Genomic DNA, 18472 nt, shown 5'->3' on the forward strand with positions numbered 1-18472 from the left:
GGGGCACGCTCAGGCGTGCCCCTTTTCGTCTACGGCTGCAATGACCCCAGCGCGACGATGCGCGCTGCGGCCATCGCCTTGCCGACCACGATCGCATCTGCGCCCAGCGCACGGAACACCCATCCTGCCTGACCCGGCAGCGTCGAGGCCCCGGCATACAACCCTGCGCCCGCGATCGCGCGCAGCGCGTCCTGCAAGCCGGCGCATCCGGCCTGCGTCAGAACCCACAGACTTCCCTGAACGCTGAACTCACCCGACACGCCGGGCTGCGCGCCGAGCCAGTCAGCGCCGCGGATGCGCATCCGCTCGCGGGCCAGCAGGCTACCGTCGCGACCGGTGACGTCGATCGCCGAATCCATCAGTGCGAATGGCGCACCGGATGCTGTCGGGTCGTGTGCGAGAAAGGTTTCCGACACCAGCACGAGGGCGCCCTCACCCAGCGTGACCGAGATGCGGGCGTGCAGATGACTGCCCGGAAAAAGGATCTGCGGCGCCGGAAGATATTCGACCTGCGCACCGTCACCGGCGTCGATATCGACGGTCTGCGTCGCGCAGCCGCCGCGCATGGTGTGCACGATGGTCGATGCCGGCGTGGCCACATGCGCGCGCGCGCCCGGCGCCACGGCAATGTGGCCGGTCACCGTATCGTTTTCGAACAATCCGCCCGACACCGACTGCAGGAAAACGGTGCAGCGACCGCGATCGATCGGGTCTGTGTACAGCGCGCGGCCGACATGAACGGGATAACGAACGTATTGCCGGGCAACGAAGCTGCGACCTTCCGCCGAGCCGAAATCCAGCTCGAAGGTGTGGCGTTCAGTCAAACAGGACCCCGCGCACGATGGCATCGACCACCGCATCGACGCCTTCGCCGCTCGCGCAGTTGGTGAGCAGTGTCGGTTTGCCGGCGCGCACGTCTTCGGCTTCACGCGTCATGCGCGCCAGGTCCACACGCACGAATGGCGCCAGGTCGGTCTTGTTGATGACCAGCAGGTCGCACTGCAACACACCCAGACCGCGCTTGCGCGGAATGTCGTCGCCGCCGGCCACATCGATGACGAACAGCCAGTAATCGACCAGATCGAGCGAAAACGACGACGCCAGGTTGTCGCCGCCACTTTCCACCAGGATCAGTTCCAGGCCGGGAAAGGTCCGGTCAAGTTCATCGGCTGCGGCAAGGTTGAGTGTCGGGTCTTCGCGTATCGCGGTGTGCGGGCAGGCGCCGGTTTCCACCGCCAGCACGCGCTCCGGCGCAATGATGCCGCTGCGACGGATGCGTTCTGCGTCTTCCGCAGTCACCAGATCATTGGTGATGACGGCGATGTCGGTGCCGCGCGCGATGAAGCGCGGAATGAGCTGTTCGAGCAGCGCCGTCTTGCCCGATCCGACCGGGCCACCGACACCGACACGCGCCGCACCGCGCGGCCTGGCGTACTGCAGGGGCATGACCGATGACATACGGGGCTACCTCATCATGTAAAGGCGATTCAGCGGCACATGCGTGGCCGGCGCGCAGCCGATCACGTGGTTGTCCACGCTGACCTCGAAGGTTTGCGGATTGACCGTGATGTTCGGCAAGGTGCCGTTGCGCACCATGTCGGCCTTGGTCAAGGTGCGCGTGCCGTGTACCGGCAGCAGCGCCTTGTGCAGATCGAGCCGGCCTTCCAGGTCGCGGCCGAGCGAAGCGGCACAGACGAAGTTGGCCGACAGCGCCTGCGGTGCGCGGCCGAAGGCGCCCCACTGCGGACGCATGATGAGCGGCTCGCAGGTCATCAGCGACGCAGCCGAATCGCCCATCGCGCCATAGGCGATGAAACCGCCCTTGACGACGATTTCCGGCTTGATGCCGAAGAAGGCGGGACGCCACAGCACGATGTCGGCCAGCTTGCCCGGTTCCAGCGAACCGACGTGCTGGTCGACGCCGAAGGAGCGCGCGGCATTGATGGTGTACTTCGCGATGTAGCGCAGGATGCGTTCGTTGTCGGCGCTGCGTGTGCGTTCCTCGGGCAGGCGGCCGAACTGGTCCTTCATCTTGCTGGCCAACTGCCAGGTGCGGCAGATGACTTCATTGATGCGACCCATGCCCTGGCTGTCCGAACCCAGCATCGATATCGCACCCATGTCGTGCAGCACGTCTTCCGCGGCGATGGTCTGCGCGCGGATGCGGCTTTCGGCGAAGGCCACGTCCTCCGGCACGGCCGGGTTCAGGTGATGGCACACCATGATCATGTCGAGATGTTCGTCGAAGGTATTCACCGTGTACGGGTTGGTCGGATTGGTCGACGACGGCAGGCAGTTGGCCTGGCCGACGACGCTGATCACGTCCGGCGCATGACCGCCGCCGGCTCCCTCGGTGTGATACATGTGGATGGTGCGGCCCTTGGTCGCCGCCAGCGTATCTTCGAGAAAACCGGATTCGTTCAGCGTGTCGGTGTGCAGCTGCACCTGGAAATCCATGTCGTCGGCGACCGACAGGCAGGTGTCGATGGTGGCCGGCGTGGCGCCCCAGTCCTCATGGATCTTCAGGCCGATGCAGCCGGCCTGCATCTGTTCGACCAGCGATTCGGGACGCGACGAATTGCCGCGTCCGAGAAAGCCGAAATTCATCGGCCACTGCTCCGACGCCTGCAGCATGCGCGCCACGTTCCACGCACCGCCGCAGTCGATGCCGACGGTGATCGGGCCGAGCGAGCCGCCGAACATCGTCGTGATACCGGACGCCAGCGCGTGCTCGACCAGTTGTGCCGAGTCGAAATGCACATGTACGTCGAGCCCGCCCGCCGTCGCGATCAGCCCTTCACCGTCGCGCACCGTCGTCGCGTTGCCGACCAGCAGCTGCGGATGCACGCCGTCCATCACATGCGGGTTGCCCGCCTTGCCGATGGCCACGATGCGCCCGTCCTTGATGCCGATGTCACCCTTCACGATGCCGACCACCGCGTCGATCACCACGACATTGCTGATGAGCATGTCGAGTGCGCCCTGCGCGGACGTCAGCCCGCCCATCATGCCCAGTCCGTCGCGCAGCGTCTTGCCGCCGCCGTGCAGGCATTCGTCGCCGGGTATCGCGAAGTCGTGTTCGATTTCGGCCAGCAGCGAAGTGTCGCCGAGACGCACCATGTCGCCCTGGGTCGGTCCGTACATCGCCGCATAGTCGCGACGGGTCAGCCATGCCATATCAATCCTCCCGGCAGTTCCTGTTCATGTCGGTCACGCACCCCTGAAGCCCGCCTGGCGCGCGCGCACCAGCGCATCGGCCAACCCGGCTTCGGTGTTGCTCGCGCCTTCGGTCAGCCGGTTCAGGCCGAACACCTCGCCCGTGCCACCGAAGGCCACCAGCGTGACTTCCTTCGATTCGCCCGGCTCGAAGCGCACGGCGGTGCCGGCGGCGATATCCAGATGCATGCCCCAGGCCAGCGCACGGTCGAAGTCGAGCGCGCGATTCACCTCGAAGAAGTGGAAGTGGCTGCCGATCTGTATCGGGCGATCTCCGGTATTGAGCGCCTTCAGCGTCGCGCTGCGACGCCCGGCATTGACTTCGATGCTGCCTTCGGCCGGAATGATTTCGCCCGGAATGCGGGCGCGGCTGCCGCCGGACGACATCTGCGCGCCGGGTCCGGGCCGTATCGGGTCATGCACGGTCACCAGCTTGGTGCCGTCAGGAAAGCTGGCTTCGATCTGGATCATCGGCATCAGCGCCGCGACGCCCGGCAGCACGTCGTCGGAATTCAGGATCTGCGAGCCGAACGCGATCATGTCCGCCACCGTGCGGCCATCGCGCGCACCTTCGAGAATTTCATCGACGATGAAGGCGATCGCCTCCGGGCAATTGAGCTTGAGGCCGCGCGCACGACGGCGTCGCGACAGTTCCGCCGCGTTGAAAATGGTGAGACGTTCCAGCTCGGTCGGGGTCAGCAGCATGTCGTGCTCCTTCGAAGTTCATTCATCCGGTCGGTCCCGGTAGGGCGCCATCGGCACTCCAGTCGGCAGTCCGATCTGCATTCCGATCGGTCTTCAATTGGCAAACAGACGCGCGCTGCGCGCTTCGTGGCGCATGGCGGCGATGTCGAGCGCGGGCGTGCCGCTGCTCATGTCCTCGCGTGCCGGCGGTGGCTGTGACAGCACGCCGGCGATGACCGGCCGCATGCGGGTGAGCAGTCGCTGGCCATCGACGTGCCCGATCATTCCCATGCGCAGCGCCGCACCGATGATCGACGTGCACAGGCCGCCCACCGCCATGGCATCGCAACTGCCCGCAGGCAGCCCGTACGCCGCCCACAGTGCGCCCTGCACCACCGGCAGGTGACCCGGCGCGTGTGCGCCGCGCACGGACTCCAGATAGCGCTGCGCGCACGCGACGCCCAGGTCGGCGTGCATGCGAAGCTGCGTGAAGCCCAGTCGACGACTGGCTTCACGCCAGCCGCGCGTGAGCGACATCGCCTCGCACAGACGGTCAAGATCGCACAGGGCCTCCATCAGCGCCGGCGTGTCGCCGCAGTCCGTGCAGGCCTGGTGTGCCAGATGCATCAGCGGCCGGTCCAGGCCGGCCCAGCGATGCGCCACCTGCGCCTGCAGCAGCCCGAACACCTGTTCGACATTGCCGACCTGCCTGTCCAGGCGCAGCGATTCCAGCCCCCACGAAAAGGAGGTGGCACCGCCGGGGAAGAAGCTGTCGGAAAACTGCAGCATCGCCAGCTGCTGGTCGATGCCTGATTCAATGTGCATGCGGCACCGGGATGTAACGCACGGTGCCGTGGGCGGCCGGCGGCGCCGGTTCGGATCCGGCGCCCGCCCCGGCCTCGTCCGAGACCTTCACGCAACCTCGCTGGATCAGGTGCGCAAGGCGCTGCAGATAGATGTCGCGCGGGCCGTCCAGCGCAATGCACAGCCGTTCGCCGTCGAACTTCACCTTCCAGTGCATGTTGCCGGCGAAATAGCCCAGTTCGAGCGCGTCCGCGGCAGTGCGGGCCTGCAGCACAAGCCACTGCGGTTCGTCGAGCAGCACGACCACGGCGCGCTCGTCATCGAGCCATAGCACGGAGCCATTCTGCAGCGTGGCGTCGCGGTCCAGCATCAGCGCCACCGTGCTGCCGCGGTCGGTCTGCAACTGCTGCCGGCGGCGCGCCATGTCGCTGCGCGTGAGGCGCACCGTTTCAAGGCCGCCGCGATGTTCGATGTCATGCAGTCTGTCCGCCAGCGCGGCGTCGGCGGCGCAGCCCAGAATGGTGGTCACACGAAGCATGGACAGATCCGGTTGATGTTGGGTTGATGCATCAGGTTGAAATGCGGGGTTGAAAAAACCGGCTTGAAGACCCGTCGTTGCCGGAGGCACATGACGTGCCTCCGGCGTGTGCACGGGGCGGTGCTTGCCAACAACCCGCCGCCGGACGGCCGCACACCGTCCGACGGCGGGCGCAGCAACTACCCGCTCAGATAGTCGGGAAAGGGTTGGGCTCGATCAGCGGTGACTCGTAGATCATGTTGACCTGGCCATCGGCGCCGAACGCACCGATGCGCGCCTGCTTCCACAGGTGATGATTGCTGCCGTGGAATCTGACCAGGCCTTCCGGTCCGGTGAATTCGAGATTGGCCGACGCGGCGATCACCTTGTCCACATCGAAGCTCTTGGCCTTCTCGACCGCCATCTTCCACAGATAGACAGCGGTGTAGGCGCACGCCAGCGTGTCGCCGGTGACGCGTTTCTGGCCGTACTTCGCCTTGAACGCAGCCACGAATTTCTTGTTCGCCGGATTATCGAGGCTCTGCAGGTAGCTCATGCAGGTCAGCACGTCCTGCACGTTCTCGTTGCCGATGCCCGACACCTCTTCTTCCGATACGGCGAACGCCATCACCGTCGTCTTCTTCATGTTGACGCCGGCCGCCTTCAGCTGCTTGTAGAACGCCACGTTCGATCCGCCGACGATGGTGCTCAGGATGATGTCCGGCTTGACCGCCTTGATCTTGTTGATGGTCGAGCCGAAGGACGTGCTGCCCAGCGGCATGTATTCCTCGCCGAGCACCGATCCGCCGCCCTTGACGATGGTCGGGCGGGCAATCTTGTTGGTGACGCGCGGCCAGATGTAGTCGGAACCGATCAGGTAGAAGGTCTTGCCGCGGTTCTCGAGCAGCCAGTTGCAGCCCTGCACGCATTGCTGGGTCGCTTCGTGCGCGGTGTAGAGGATGTTCGGCGACTGCTCCTGTCCTTCATAGTAGGTCGGGTAATACAGCAGTCCCTTGGCCTGTTCGAATACCGGCAGCACCGCCTTGCGCGACGCCGACGTGTAGCAGCCGAACACCGCGGCCACCTTGTCCTGCCCGAGCAGCTTGCGGGCCTTTTCGGCGAAGGTCGGCCAGTCGCTCGCGCCATCCTCCACCACTGGCACGATCTTCTTGCCGAGCACGCCGCCGGCGGCATTGATTTCGTCGATGGCGAGCTTTTCCGCGTCGACCACAGAGGCTTCGGCCAGCGCAATGGTGCCGGTCAGCGAATGCAGGATGCCGACCTTCACCACATCCTGCTGCGCAAACGCACCACGCATCATCGTCGGGCCCGCCACGGAAGCCAGGGCGAGTGCTTTGACCAGATCACGACGCAGATTACTTTTCATGTTTCCCTCGAAAGAATGGATGGACAAGGTTTGGATGACTCAAGACAGCACAGCGCAGCGCAGACGACAAAATTTGTTGCAACGCCACATCGCCGGTTGCGAAAAAAGAACGAAAAAAAGGCCTGGCGGATCCGGAGATCCGCACAGGCCTTTTTGCCTTTCTTTGCACCGGCAATGCTGGCGATGCGAAGAGTTACATTGATACTAGTGAGCCGATTGCAGCGAGTCAAGCACTGTTTTCAGTAAATTGACGGCACTGAATTCGCATCACTTTTGTTGCAACGCATCACCCGCGCAGGGGTGGTCCGCCGGGTCCCGACTCCCTCGGCTCAGCACTGCGGGCATGCCTTCAGCGTCGCATCCGGTACATGAAGATGCAGCGCCCCTGCTGCCCGGCCTCGAAGCCGGCGACCGGATGAAGCCGGTGCCGGGCCACCATGAAATCGACGACGGTGCGGGCCGCGGCCGGCGACAACGTCGGCTTCCACAGCCAGATGTCATCCCGGCTGTCGACACCGCAGACCAAGAACAGCGCCTGTTCGGCGTCGTCCGCCATGCCGATCGCCCATTCCTCCGTCTTCGCGCCGAATTCCTTGATGTAGCTGAGGCACTCGAACTTGATCTGCTGCACGCTGAAGGTCATCGCCTCACCCCGGAACCGGCACCAGTCGCGCAGGCGATGACACCGCGGCCGTGCGCGTCCGCCATTGGTCGAACTGCGCCGCCCCCCGGTGCTTCTCTTCCACCGACATCTGACCGACGATGCCTTCGAGCGCATTCAGCGCCGTGCCGACGCCATGCTGCGCAGCCAGCGAAAGCCAGGCGAAAGCCTGCGCGCGGTCCTTCTCCACACCGAGTCCGTTTGCGTACATGAAACCCAGCCGCGCCTGCGACGGGTAGTGACCCTGTTCGGCCGCGCGCCGATACCAGTGTGCGGCGGCCGCTTCATCGTGCGGTACGCGGTCACCCTTGAACAACAACGTGGCGAGATTGCTCTGCGCCATCGCGTCGCCGGCCTGTGCGGCACGGGTCAGCCAGTGCAGCCCGGCAACCGGATCGGCGGCGGTGCCCTGCCCCATGACGAGCATGGCGCCGACATTGGTCTGCGCCGGAACGTGATCCTGCTCGGCCGCGCGCAGATACCACGCGAAAGCCGCTTCGAGATCGGCCGGCACCCCTTCGCCATTGGCATGCAGCGAACCGATCCAGGCCTGGGCCTCCGGATCTCCCGCCTGGGCCAGCACCGAGAAGCGTGCGTGGGCGTCGGCAAGCTGGCCTTCGCGATAGGCCGCGACGGCTGCATCGACGGGTCGTGACGACGTGTTCATGGCATGTCCTTCATGGGTGCGTTGCAAGGTCCAGGGTGTCGAGACGATGTGTCATTTCGTGCGCCAGCCAGGACGCGACAGCTGCGTCGGCCCGGGTCGGCGCATCAGGCGTTGCCTCCGACAGGCGTTCGCCGATCAGCGCCCGCCAGTCGTTCATGGGCAACGTGTCGTCACCCAGCACGGTGATGCGGCACAGCGTGCGCGTCAGCGCCACCGGTTGCAGCACGACGGCACACATGGCGTGCTGCAGCGCCAGCAGAACAAGATTCGGAAACAGCCAGAGCGCCCTGGCCGGCAGGCCGGCGAGGGTGGTGTCAGCCACCAGTACCGAGGCACCGAAGGCACGCGGCAGTTGTTCCGTGGCGAGCAGACGCTGAGCCACGCGCTTCCAGTTGCCGTCTGTCTCCTGCCAGTGACTGCCCTGCAGCGGCATGTCCTGCCGCGAAAGCGCCGGAACCGCGGCCTGCAGCGACCTGGCCGTGTCCGTGATCGCCTCGCCGTGCGGATCGAGATTGACGCACAGCAGCGGCCCGATCCGGTCGACGCGGACCGGCAGCAGGCGCTCCGGTCGCAGACCGAGATACTGGTGCATTTCAGGCGTCGCATCGCCCAGTTCCGACGCTGCAATGACCGGCCGGTCGCGGCTGTGTCCGCAGGAAGTGAACGAGCACGGTGTCTTCGTGCCCTGCTGGCATTGCACCGGCACCACACGGCAACCGCCGTGCTGCGCCTTGTTGAATCGACCGGCGAGGACGTCGCCCGCCATCCTCTGGATGTGGATGGCGTGATCGCCCGCGGTGAACGGCAACAGGTCACCGACGCCCGCCAGTTCATGCGTCGTCCCGACGCACACCCAGTCGCGCGTCCAGATCGTCTCGTCTTCGCGCCGGGCCATGCGCAGCGACCGGAACGCCGAGCCATCGAGGCCGGGGGGGCGGATCATTTCATCGAGCATGCAGCCTCCGTGATCGACATGGGTCAGATACCGTCTGCCCGTCCGCCGACGATGCTGCGGACGGGCAGACGGGCTTCAGGTGGATGAGGCCAGCGCCGGCGACTCGTAATCCGCGCGACCGCGATGCTTGAACGCTTCCTTCGGCGCGGCCGGCAGCGGGCCGTCCTGCATGAAGCGGTCGAGCACATTTTTGGTCAGGCGCGAAATGTTGTTGTCGCAGTTGTTCCACGGCAGCGAACCGCAGTAGGCGATCGAGCTGAACGCGAAGCAGCCGCCGCCGTTCGGCGTCTCGTGGAAGGTCACGTCGGCACGCACCCGCGGATGCACGGTGCCGTCCAGACCTTGCTGATTGAAGCCGAAGTCCTCCATCACCAGCAGGTAGGCCTCGGTATGACGGCCGGCCGACGTGGCAACGGTGAGGATGTGCGGCGGCGAACCGAGCATGGTGTCGACGATGTCCAGTTCCAGACCGGCCGCGCCACCGCCGACCAGGCCGAAGTTGCCCAGGTTCTCTTCGTAGGTGATGCCGTCGAACGCCCAGCTCACGCGCGGATCCAGACTTTCCGGCGTCCGCGTGAAGTAGGACGAAATGTCGAAACCTTCGGACGACATGCCGGTCCCGGCCACCGAATGGAGATAGCGGCCGCGATAACGCCACATGCCGCCGAGCTCACCGGTGCCCTGGTGGTAGTACTCGCCCGGATCGGCGCGCCAGGTGCGGATGCCAGATTCACAGCGGCGCATCTCGGTCACCACGCCTCTGCCCAGACCGTCGTAGCCCGGGTGGAACGAATGCACCCAGTACCAGGCGTCGGCGCCCATGTACATCAGGCGACCGCCGCGCTGCGTGTAATTGTGCAGGGCATCGAGCTGGGTGCCCGAGTTGTGCTCCGGGTGCGAGCCGGTGATGATGACGTTGTAGTTCTCCAGCCGGGCCAGGCCGTCGTAGGTCGCGTCCTCGTCGGTGAACACGTCGTACTCGTAGCCCATCTGCTCGAGCCAGCAGATCAGGTGCAGGTCGGCCGGGTACTGCCAGGGCGCCTGGGCCAGGAAGTGATCGTACTTGGGACGGATGCTCAGGATGGGGCGCAGCCGCGACGACAGGCAGATGCCGCTGCCGTCGGTGTGGGTGTCGTAGATCGAACCGCCGTACTCGCGGTGCTCGGCGAGGAACATGTTCTGCTGCTGCATGATGGGTACGCGATAGATGAACAGTTCCGCGCCACCGGCGTTGCACGCCACGTGTTCGTTCGCGTAGGCCATGTAGCTGATCGTGGGCACCATGACCGCGATCTTCGACTGTTCCTGGCCGATCTTCGGCACGATCCAGAACGGGATGTAGTCCTCGTCGCCCTCGGGCGTGGTCAGCTTGGCGGCGTAGAAGCGGCTCTTGATGTCGGTCGGCACCGTCCACTCGAAACTCACCTCCCAGCGCGCGTTGTCGAGGTCGTCGTCGTGGAAGTGGATGGCCCCGTATTCCTTCGGCGCCACCTTCCAGTCGAAGGTCTGGCCGGCCCAGTTGTAGCCGGTCAGCGCGCGCGTCGGGCAATTCACCAGCGTGGCGTTGAAGCGGTACGGGCCGGCGTCCTTCGCCACCAGCGTGTCGATGCCATCGGAAAAGTCCCAGGCCGCCACGATGGCTTCAGACAGCGCGCCGGTCGGGCCGGCGTTGCGGCGTTCGGTCAGGCCGGGCTGCGCGCCGCCCTTCATCATTTCGATCTCGAAACGCGACAGGGCGCGATTGCACAGGCGCGGGCTGTCGATCTTGCCGTTGTAGTGGCCGCCGACGATGACGCCCTGCGGCAGTGACGGCAACCCCAGCGGGCCCGGTTCGAGGTGATCGACATAGCCGGCGATCACCAGCGGCTGGTCGGTGTGTTCCACCTTGCCCTTGAAGGTCGCCTTGACCGGCGGAATCTCCGGGTCCAGCGCATAGACCACCTGCGGCTCGTGATGCAGCACCACTTCGCCGGTCTGCGCGTCGAAGCTGGCGGCGATGAAGTGCCAGGCGTGGTCGCGCAGCGGCGCACCGTTCGTGTACGTCTCGCCATTGATGCGCAGTTCGACGCAGCCATCGGTGTTGATGAACAGGCCATAGCCCTTGCCACCGGACCACTTGGTCACCAGCCCCTGTGCACCGTGCTTCCAGTAGCGCTTGTCGGTCTTGGGCGTGGTCGGCCAGATCCAGCACTGCAGCGTGAAACTGTCCGGCTTGAGTTGCGGTGCGTCAGGCACGAAGCCGTACGAACCGCCATAGACGACCTGCTTGATGCCGTCATACACGCCTTCGCAGTCCGCCTCCACCGCCTTCTCGATGAAACCGGGACCGCGCGGGTTGGTATCACCGTTGATCATCTGCACGACGGACGCCCGGTACTTCGCGGGACCATCGCAATTGACGTAGAACCTGATCGTGTCGCCCGGGTGAACACCGAACTTGTCGGCGTATCCGGTCAGTCGCATTGCACACATGGTGTTCGTTTCTCCAAGTCGAGCGCCGCCCTCCGGGGGTTCGGATGCGTTGCTTGAATTTGCGGGAAGTGCGTGCCCGGGCGTCGGTGCCGGGGTCGCTGGCTAAACTGCTGTCGGCGCGACAGGCGCGGTTCAGGTGACCGGCCAGTTGTCGTCGCGGCGCTTGTAGCCTTCGTGGTAATGCTCAGGGAATCCGTCGGACTCGGGCATTTCATCGAGGCGCATCAGGAAGATGGCGTGCTGAATGTCCTGCTCGCTGGTGTAGACCTCATCGGTTGCAAATACCGGCGGCACACCACGGATGCCGGACAACCGCCCAATGCGCCACTCCGCATCGACACGGGTACAGATCACGACCAGCTTGCCTTTCGTCGAGGTACCCCGCATGCGCAGCAGCACGCGCTTGAGCAGCGGGTCTTCATGCACGCCGCCGCCGATGACGGTGGTGTCGCCCGGCGTGGCGCACTTGAGCACCGAAAAACCCGCGACGCCGGCCATCGACTGCACGCACTCGAGATGCGCCCGGATCAGGCGATCGCGCTCCGGCGTGCCTTTCTTCGGTATTGAAATCATCGGTCAGACTCCTTAAGAACACGGAAATTGGATGGAAAGCCGATCATCAATCCCTCGACGCCGCAGCAAATCTGTTGCAGCGCGGCAAGACAAAAGACGCAAAAAAAAAGGGCCTGCCGAATCCGGAGATTCGAGCAGGCCCTTTTGCCTTGCCTCACATCGGCAGTGCTGGCGATGTGAAGAGATGACTCAATACTAGTCACGCCCGCTGCACCGCGTCAAGCTCTGTTAGTATCAATTTCGTTTTTCGTTCTCCGCTTTCACTGTCCTGTGTCCAACTCCGATCCGGTCAAGGTCGGCGTCCTGTTTTCGCGCGAGGGTGTGACCTCGCGCATCGAAAATTCGATGCTGCTCGGCACGCTCTTCGCAATACGTGAAATCAACGATGCCGGCGGCCTGAACGGCCGCGAACTCGTGCCGGTGTATTACGACCCGCACTCCAGCCCGCAGATGTTCAAGTCACTCGCGACGCGGCTGGTGCTCGAAGACAAGGTGAATGTCATCTTTGGCTGCTATATGTCGAGCACGCGCAAGGCGATACTTCCGGTGGTCGAGAAGTGGAACCGCCTGCTGTTCTGCCCGACGATGTACGAAGGTTTCGAGTTTTCCGGCAACGTGATCTACACCGGCGGCGCACCGAACCAGAACAGCGCGCTGCTGGCCGACTACATGGCGAGCCGCTTCGGCGCGCGGGTCTACATGGTGGGCAGCGACTACATCTTTCCGTACGAGTCGAACCGCATCATGAGTGACTTCGTACACCAGCGGCAGGGCGGCGCGAAGCTGGGCGAGCGCTACGTCCGGCTGGATGCGCTGGAAAGCGCCTTTGCGCCCATCATCAAGGACATCCAGGCCAAGCAGCCGGATTTCATCTTTTCGACCGTCGTCGGACGGACGACCCGGATGTTCTATCAGGCCTTCGCCGATGCAGGGCTCGATCCGGCGCGCATGCCGATCGCCAGCCTGTGCACCAGCGAGGAGGAAATCGCCGAAATGGGCACGCGCATCGCCGAAGGTCACTACACGGCGGGCCCCTATTTCCAGTCGATCGACACCGAACGCAACCGCAGCTGCCTGGCGCACTTCCGCAAGCTTTTCGGTTCGCAGGTCGAGCCCAACATGAGCTGGGAATCGTCGTACAACCAGGTACACCTGTTTGCCGGTGCCTTCGTCGCCGCCAACAGCGATGAGCGCGATGTGCTGCTGCCGCACCTCCTGGGCATGGAATTCGATGCGCCGCAGGGCCGCATCCGCGTCAATCCGAACAATCACCACACGCGGCTTTTTCCGCGCATCGGCCGCGTCAACGACAGCGGGCAATTCACGATACTCGCGGAAACGCTGTCGGGCGTCGAACCCGATCCCTATCTGGTCAGTCATTCGTTCGACGACTGGAGCAATCGCCTGCGCGTGCCTGCCGATGAGCAGACCCGCTGTGAGTAGCCCGGCGCGCCCCACCAGCCGCGGTGCGCGGCTCACACCGGAATTCCTCAGGCAGTTGCGCAGCCTGCGCGTCGCCGTGCTGCACCCGAAGGACGAGGACGGCGAAACCCTGACCCAGCAGTTGCAGCGCATCGGCTGCCAGGTGCAGACCTTCTGGCCACCGGTGCCCGATCTGCCGGACAACGTTGACCTGGTGTTCTGTGCCGTCGACCAGGATGCCATGGGCATGTCGTTCAACTGGGTCCGTCAGGAACAGCCACCTGCGGTGATTGCCATCATCAGCTACGAAAACCCGACCATCTTCGATGCCATGATCAAGCTGGGTGCGACGGGTGTGCTCACGGCGCCGATCCGCTCGACCGGCATCCTGTCGACGCTGGTGCTCACGGTGGGTCTGAACGAAGCGATGCGCAAGGCCGAGAAGCGCGTGCTCAGGCTCGAGCAGAAGCTGCTGGGCATCAACCAGATCAACGAAGCGAAGTCCATCCTGATGCGCACGCGCAATGTCGGCGACAGCGAGGCCTACCGCATCATCCGCGAACAGGCGATGAGCCGCCGCGTGCCGACCGAAGAGATCGCACGCGCCATCATCCACGCCAATTCCATCCTGTCGGGGCCGACGGGTTAGCCAGGCGCCTGCGGGCGCATCCTCGGAACCAAAGGGCGTGCGCGAGCACGCCCTTTTCGTTTCCGCACGCGCGGTGGCGCCGGACATCCCCTGGCGCCACCCGACCTCATTGCACCAATTTGGTGCACAATGCGCCGCGCATGACCCGGCTGCCCTTGTCCGCCCCAGGATGGGGCATTGCCTGTTGCATCAAGCGGACACCCAGCAAAGACCGGGGCCCGTACCGAGCCACTGCACACCAAAGGACACTCACCCCATGACGAAGAGGACTTCCCGCCTGCGACGCGGGCCGCTCGCCTTCACGCTCGCCGCCGGTGTCGCCGCCGCGGGCAATGCCTTCGCCGGTCCGACCTTCACCGGACCGGGCGACAGTTCGCTGACGCTTGGCATCTGGTCAAGCGCCGCGTACACAAGCGCCGAACAGGCCGACGGGTCGCACGACAGCGACCTGCGGCTCGATTCCTTCCGCATCATCACGGTCGCGAAGTTCACGAAACAGATCGGACTCATGACCAACTTCGCGCGCCTGTCGGGTGAGTCGATGCGCCTGCTCGATCTGGTCGGCCAGTTCACCCTCACCGACAACATCAACCTGTGGGTCGGCCGCCACGTCGTGCCGGGTGACCGTCAGCAGATGGCGGGGCCCTACTTCGCCAATGTGTGGGAATACCCGATGGTGTCGCGCAACCCCAACGCCTACACCGGCCGCGATGACGGCGCAACGCTGTGGGGCAGCGTGCTCGACCGGCGACTGCAGTACATGGTCGGCGCGTTCCAGGGCAAGAATCGCGGTGAGGATATGTCGAACGCGTCGCATCAGCTGCTGTACGCAACCCGCTTCGCATGGAGTTTCCGCGACCGGGAAACGGAGTACTTCAACAGCAACCATTACTACGGTGAAAAGGAAATACTGACCATCGGCGCCGCGTGGCGGACCCAGAAAGACGGCGTCGGCACGGCGCTGACCCGGGGTGACTACACGGCCTGGAGCCTCGACGCATTGATGCAGACCCGCCTGTCCACCGGCGGCGTAGTGACGCTCGAAGGCGCCTGGTACGACTACGACACCGACGGCGTCACCGACCTTTCACCGGCCGACCCGGGCTGCAGCCGTGTCACGAACTGCGGTGGCGCCGTCCAGGGCGACGCCTGGCTGGTCACGGCCGGTTACCTGTTCCCGACGAAGATCGGCATCGGCCGCTTCGAGCCCCACGTCCGCTACCAGGAATTCCGGCCGGACAGCGGCGCCCGCAACGACCAATGGGACGTCGGCGTGAATTACGTGATTTCGGGACATAACGCGCGGCTGAGTGCCTTTTACTCGGAGATGGGCAGCGATGGCGCACGCTCGCGCAACCGCTTCATCCTTGGGCTGCAACTGATGTACTGATCCGGTTCGACATGCCGGCGCGCAAGGTGCCGGACAGGTCGCTCGCAGGGCACGCTGTGGTGTGCCCATTTTCCGGCTGCCGCAAGGCCGGCACGGGACCCGCCCCGTCCATGCCTCCGTTTGTGTGGAGAAGTGTATCCACCTTCGGCGTCTCGAACATCGATCCGAACGTCGGAGCGTGCCCGCCCTGCCGGGCCTCCACCTGCCGCGAACGGGCAGCCTCGACATCCGGATGGTGGCGCCGCGACCAAGCGAAAAGTCGTTGGACGCCAACTGAAATTCTTTTCCCATCAATTACTTGCATTCATTCAACCTCAATCCGGGCGGCGCTCGTGCATCCGTCGCCCTGTCAGCGACGCCAGTCCGACCGACGAGCGCAGTGAAGCAAGCCCGCACTGCCTGCGCGGTGACCGCCCCCGACAGCCCCCCGGAGACGCACTGGCCGGAACACCTTCGCCCGCTCAAGCAGTCGCCTCAGTCAGCCGATACACATCGACCATCAACTGATCAACCGGGTCACGCTGCCCGCCGACTCGATGGACGTGGATCCCCCGTCACTTGCGACGACCGCTCGCTGCCCGTCCAATCCTGCAGCGACGAAGACCCGCGCCAGCATGCTGAACCGAGCCCGCGACGCCATCAGGCGCTTCTTCAGCCTGTACGAACCCGATGACGTGCTGGCCGCGCGTTATCGCGGTCGTCAGATCGAAGCCATGCTGCGCTTCACGCCCGTGGCCATGACCATCAACGTCACCAACGCCATCGTGGTGGTACTGACCGCCTGGTCCTACGGCCTGCGTGTTTTCCTCGTCTGCTGGGCGCTCGCGGTGACGATCGCCGCCTGCATGGGTCTGCGCGGCTGGCTGCGTGCCCGTTGCCGCAGTATCGAAACCGCGTCGCCCAGAACATTCCGACATGCCAGCATGCAGGCCGGCGTACTCGCGGCACTGTGGGCAACCATGGCCATCGTGCTGTTCCCGTCACCGGATGATTCGCTGCGGCTGTTCGTCGGCCTGGTGACCACCGGCATGATCTGCGGCGGGGGCTTCGCATTGTCCAGCGTGCCCGGCGCCGCGACCAGCTACGTGGCCGTACTGGGCACCGGCAGCGCCATCGCCGTGGCACTGTCCGACATGAATCATGCTCCGGGCATCGGCATCATGCTTGCGGCGTACAGCCTGATCGTCATCTTCAGCGCATGGACAACGGCGCGCAACTTCGTCGCGCGACTCGTCGCGGAAATGAAGGCCGATCAGCAAAGCGAGGTGATCGCCTTGCTGTTGCGCGATTTCGAGAACCACGCCAGCGATGTGCTTTGGGAGCTCGATCGACACGGACGCTTCATCCATGCATCGAAGCGGCTCGAGGCCTGTCTGCACCTGACGTCGGCAGAGGCCTTCAGCAAGAGGGCTGCGCAACTGATCCGGCATCGGCTCGGGCGCTCACCCGAAGAACGTGCAGCGGCCTGGCAGCGCCTTCGTCACGTCTTTCTCGGCCGCAAACCCTTTCGCGATGAAATCATTCATCTTGTTGGCAAGGGCGGTGCGCAGAGCTGGTCGCTGAGCGCCAGTCCGCTGTACGACAGCCGCGGAAAGCTGGGCGGATGGCGGGGCGTGGCGACCGAGATCACGGCGCGCCAGATGGCTGTGGAACGGATGGAATGGCTGGCACATCACGACACGCTGACCGGTCTTTTCAACCGTGCCTACGTGCGTTCGGTACTGCGCGAACGTCTGACCTGCGCCACCGGCAAACGCGTTGCGGTCGTATGTTTCGACCTCGACGGTTTCAAGAAGGTCAACGATACGCTGGGCCATGCGGCCGGAGACAGCTACCTGCAGGAGTTCAGTCGGCGGCTGAAGGCCTGCCTGACGAGTGAGGACGTCGCAAGTCGAACCGGCGGCGACGAATTCGCGCTCCTGCTGCCCGATCTGTGCCGGGAGGAGGATATCGCGGCAAGACTTGAGGCGCTGAACGTCTTGCTGACTGCACCCTGCCGGATCGCCGGCCAGATCGTACCGATGCGCACCAGCATGGGCATCGCGATCGCGCCGGAGGACGGACATGACGTCGACAGCCTGCTCGGCTCCGCCGATCTTGCGCTCTACGCCGCCAAGCGCGATGGAGGCGCCTGCTGGCGATTCTTTGACCTGTCGATGAGCGAACAGGCGCGTCGCCGGACGCTGCTCGAGATGGCCCTGCGCGACGCCATCGCCGACCGGCAGCTGCATCTTGCCTTCCAGCCACAGCTGATGTTGAGCACCGGCGCCATCTGCGGCTTCGAGGCCTTGCTGCGGTGGCGCCATCCGGAACTTGGAAACATATCTCCGGCCGAGTTCATTCCGATCGCAGAAGCGACCGGTCAGATGGAAGGCATCGGCAACTGGGTGCTGGACGAAGCCTGCCGGCAGGCTGCCACCTGGCCCGAATCCATTTCGGTCTCCATCAATGTGTCCGCGGTGCAGCTGGGTACCGACAGCTTTCTGCACCACGTGCGGCAATCGGCGGCCGTACTCGCGCCGCAGAGGGTCGAATTCGAGATCACCGAATCGCTGCTGCTCGAATGTACCGACTCCGCCGCGGCACAGTTGCGCGATCTGCGCGCGCTGGGCTACCGCATTGCGCTCGACGACTTCGGGACCGGCTATTCGGCGCTCACCTATCTGCGCACCTTCTCCTTCGACACACTGAAGATCGACCAGAGCTTCGTGCGCGACATGGGCAAGTCGGACAAGGCGTGTGCCATCGTCGATACGCTGCTGGCGATGTCGGTCGCACTGGACATGCAGACGGTCGCCGAAGGCGTCGAAACCCGGTCGGATTTCGAGACCCTGAACAGGAAGAAATGCGGAATGGTCCAGGGCTATCTCGTCAGTCGTCCGCTCCCGTCGGCGGATGTCGCCGGGTTCCTTGCCACATGGCGCGGCATTGCGGGCGTTCCGGCCATGGCGGACGGGCATGGAGGGGCACAGCCGAAAAGTACGCTGAATCGCATCCCGATCGCCTTGTGAAGCCTGCCGCTGTGCAAGCCCGCTGCCGCGGATGAGCGACGGCGCGCACGGCCCACCCCGAAAA

At 64.7% G+C, this 18472-nt stretch carries 16 protein-coding genes; 4 read left to right on the forward strand and 12 right to left on the reverse strand.

What is annotated here, in order from left to right; all coding sequences use genetic code 11:
* Positions 1-29 precede the first annotated feature (29 nt).
* The 12 genes from ACTIFF_RS15640 to ACTIFF_RS15695 all read right to left on the reverse strand — a co-directional run bounded on the left by ACTIFF_RS15640 (position 30) and on the right by ACTIFF_RS15695 (position 11936).
* Positions 30-824 carry an urease accessory protein UreD gene (locus ACTIFF_RS15640; RefSeq protein WP_439537666.1) on the reverse strand — a complete coding sequence of 265 codons (795 nt, stop codon included), beginning with the start codon at positions 822-824 and terminating at the stop codon, positions 30-32.
* The gene (gene ureG / locus ACTIFF_RS15645; RefSeq protein WP_439537667.1) at positions 817-1458 is read right to left on the reverse strand and encodes an urease accessory protein UreG; all 642 of its coding nucleotides are present in this window, start codon (positions 1456-1458) and stop codon (positions 817-819) included. Before ureG ends, ACTIFF_RS15640 begins: the two co-directional genes overlap by 8 nt.
* A 6-nt stretch (positions 1459-1464) precedes the next feature.
* Entirely contained in the window at positions 1465-3177 is a 1713-nt protein-coding gene (gene ureC, locus ACTIFF_RS15650; protein ID WP_439537668.1) for an urease subunit alpha, read from the reverse strand.
* Positions 3178-3210: 33 nt separating this feature from the next.
* Complete coding sequence (locus ACTIFF_RS15655) at positions 3211-3921, reverse strand: urease subunit beta (RefSeq protein WP_439537669.1); 711 nt, start codon at positions 3919-3921, stop codon at positions 3211-3213.
* A gap of 93 nt (positions 3922-4014) precedes the next feature.
* Complete coding sequence (locus ACTIFF_RS15660) at positions 4015-4725, reverse strand: urease accessory protein UreF (RefSeq protein WP_439537670.1); 711 nt, start codon at positions 4723-4725, stop codon at positions 4015-4017.
* Positions 4715-5242, reverse strand: coding sequence for an urease accessory protein UreE (gene ureE / locus ACTIFF_RS15665; protein WP_439537671.1), 528 nt, complete (start codon positions 5240-5242; stop codon positions 4715-4717). The genes ACTIFF_RS15660 and ureE overlap by 11 nt, the downstream gene beginning before the upstream one ends.
* A 187-nt stretch (positions 5243-5429) precedes the next feature.
* Positions 5430-6608 carry an urea ABC transporter substrate-binding protein gene (gene urtA, locus ACTIFF_RS15670; protein WP_257097708.1) on the reverse strand — a complete coding sequence of 393 codons (1179 nt, stop codon included), beginning with the start codon at positions 6606-6608 and terminating at the stop codon, positions 5430-5432.
* 349 nt (positions 6609-6957) lie between these two features.
* On the reverse strand, positions 6958-7239 hold the full coding sequence (locus ACTIFF_RS15675) for a hypothetical protein (protein WP_439537672.1): 282 nt from the start codon (positions 7237-7239) through the stop codon (positions 6958-6960).
* A gap of 16 nt (positions 7240-7255) precedes the next feature.
* Complete coding sequence (locus ACTIFF_RS15680; RefSeq protein WP_439537673.1) at positions 7256-7936, reverse strand: tetratricopeptide repeat protein; 681 nt, start codon at positions 7934-7936, stop codon at positions 7256-7258.
* A gap of 10 nt (positions 7937-7946) precedes the next feature.
* On the reverse strand, positions 7947-8891 hold the full coding sequence (locus ACTIFF_RS15685; protein ID WP_439537674.1) for a hypothetical protein: 945 nt from the start codon (positions 8889-8891) through the stop codon (positions 7947-7949).
* A 75-nt stretch (positions 8892-8966) separates the two neighbouring features.
* Positions 8967-11363, reverse strand: a complete 2397-nt coding sequence (locus tag ACTIFF_RS15690) for a N,N-dimethylformamidase beta subunit family domain-containing protein (protein ID WP_439537675.1) — start codon at positions 11361-11363, stop codon at positions 8967-8969.
* A gap of 132 nt (positions 11364-11495) precedes the next feature.
* Positions 11496-11936 (reverse strand): N,N-dimethylformamidase, small subunit, encoded by a 441-nt coding sequence (locus ACTIFF_RS15695; RefSeq protein ID WP_439537676.1) that lies wholly within the window; start codon positions 11934-11936, stop codon positions 11496-11498.
* Positions 11937-12206: 270 nt separating this feature from the next.
* Between ACTIFF_RS15695 and ACTIFF_RS15700 the strand changes: the two genes are divergently transcribed.
* The 4 genes from ACTIFF_RS15700 to ACTIFF_RS15715 all read left to right on the forward strand — a co-directional run bounded on the left by ACTIFF_RS15700 (position 12207) and on the right by ACTIFF_RS15715 (position 18408).
* Complete coding sequence (locus tag ACTIFF_RS15700) at positions 12207-13379, forward strand: transporter substrate-binding domain-containing protein (protein ID WP_439537677.1); 1173 nt, start codon at positions 12207-12209, stop codon at positions 13377-13379.
* Entirely contained in the window at positions 13357-14007 is a 651-nt protein-coding gene (locus ACTIFF_RS15705; protein ID WP_439537678.1) for an ANTAR domain-containing response regulator, read from the forward strand. Before ACTIFF_RS15700 ends, ACTIFF_RS15705 begins: the two co-directional genes overlap by 23 nt.
* 256 nt (positions 14008-14263) lie before the next feature.
* Complete coding sequence (locus ACTIFF_RS15710; protein WP_439537679.1) at positions 14264-15397, forward strand: hypothetical protein; 1134 nt, start codon at positions 14264-14266, stop codon at positions 15395-15397.
* Between the two features lie 614 nt (positions 15398-16011).
* Entirely contained in the window at positions 16012-18408 is a 2397-nt protein-coding gene (locus ACTIFF_RS15715) for a putative bifunctional diguanylate cyclase/phosphodiesterase (RefSeq protein ID WP_439537680.1), read from the forward strand.
* Positions 18409-18472: the final 64 nt, after the last annotated feature.

It is taken from the genome of Methyloversatilis sp. (genome assembly GCF_051861465.1).
Lineage (GTDB): Bacteria > Pseudomonadota > Gammaproteobacteria > Burkholderiales > Rhodocyclaceae > Methyloversatilis.

Bases quoted from the DNA above. Each gene is read 5' to 3' on its own strand.
- ureG (WP_439537667.1), bottom strand. From the start codon at position 1,458: ATGTCATCGGTCATGCCCCTGCAGTACGCCAGGCCGCGCGGTGCGGCG.
- ureC (WP_439537668.1), bottom strand. From the start codon at position 3,177: ATGGCATGGCTGACCCGTCGCGACTATGCGGCGATGTACGGACCGACC.
- ACTIFF_RS15655 (WP_439537669.1), bottom strand. From the start codon at position 3,921: ATGCTGCTGACCCCGACCGAGCTGGAACGTCTCACCATTTTCAACGCG.
- ACTIFF_RS15660 (WP_439537670.1), bottom strand. From the start codon at position 4,725: ATGCACATTGAATCAGGCATCGACCAGCAGCTGGCGATGCTGCAGTTT.
- ureE (WP_439537671.1), bottom strand. From the start codon at position 5,242: ATGCTTCGTGTGACCACCATTCTGGGCTGCGCCGCCGACGCCGCGCTG.
- urtA (WP_257097708.1), bottom strand. From the start codon at position 6,608: ATGAAAAGTAATCTGCGTCGTGATCTGGTCAAAGCACTCGCCCTGGCT.
- ACTIFF_RS15680 (WP_439537673.1), bottom strand. From the start codon at position 7,936: ATGAACACGTCGTCACGACCCGTCGATGCAGCCGTCGCGGCCTATCGC.
- ACTIFF_RS15685 (WP_439537674.1), bottom strand. From the start codon at position 8,891: ATGCTCGATGAAATGATCCGCCCCCCCGGCCTCGATGGCTCGGCGTTC.
- ACTIFF_RS15690 (WP_439537675.1), bottom strand. From the start codon at position 11,363: ATGTGTGCAATGCGACTGACCGGATACGCCGACAAGTTCGGTGTTCAC.
- ACTIFF_RS15695 (WP_439537676.1), bottom strand. From the start codon at position 11,936: ATGATTTCAATACCGAAGAAAGGCACGCCGGAGCGCGATCGCCTGATC.
- ACTIFF_RS15705 (WP_439537678.1), top strand. From the start codon at position 13,357: ATGAGCAGACCCGCTGTGAGTAGCCCGGCGCGCCCCACCAGCCGCGGT.
- ACTIFF_RS15710 (WP_439537679.1), top strand. From the start codon at position 14,264: ATGACGAAGAGGACTTCCCGCCTGCGACGCGGGCCGCTCGCCTTCACG.
- ACTIFF_RS15715 (WP_439537680.1), top strand. From the start codon at position 16,012: ATGCTGAACCGAGCCCGCGACGCCATCAGGCGCTTCTTCAGCCTGTAC.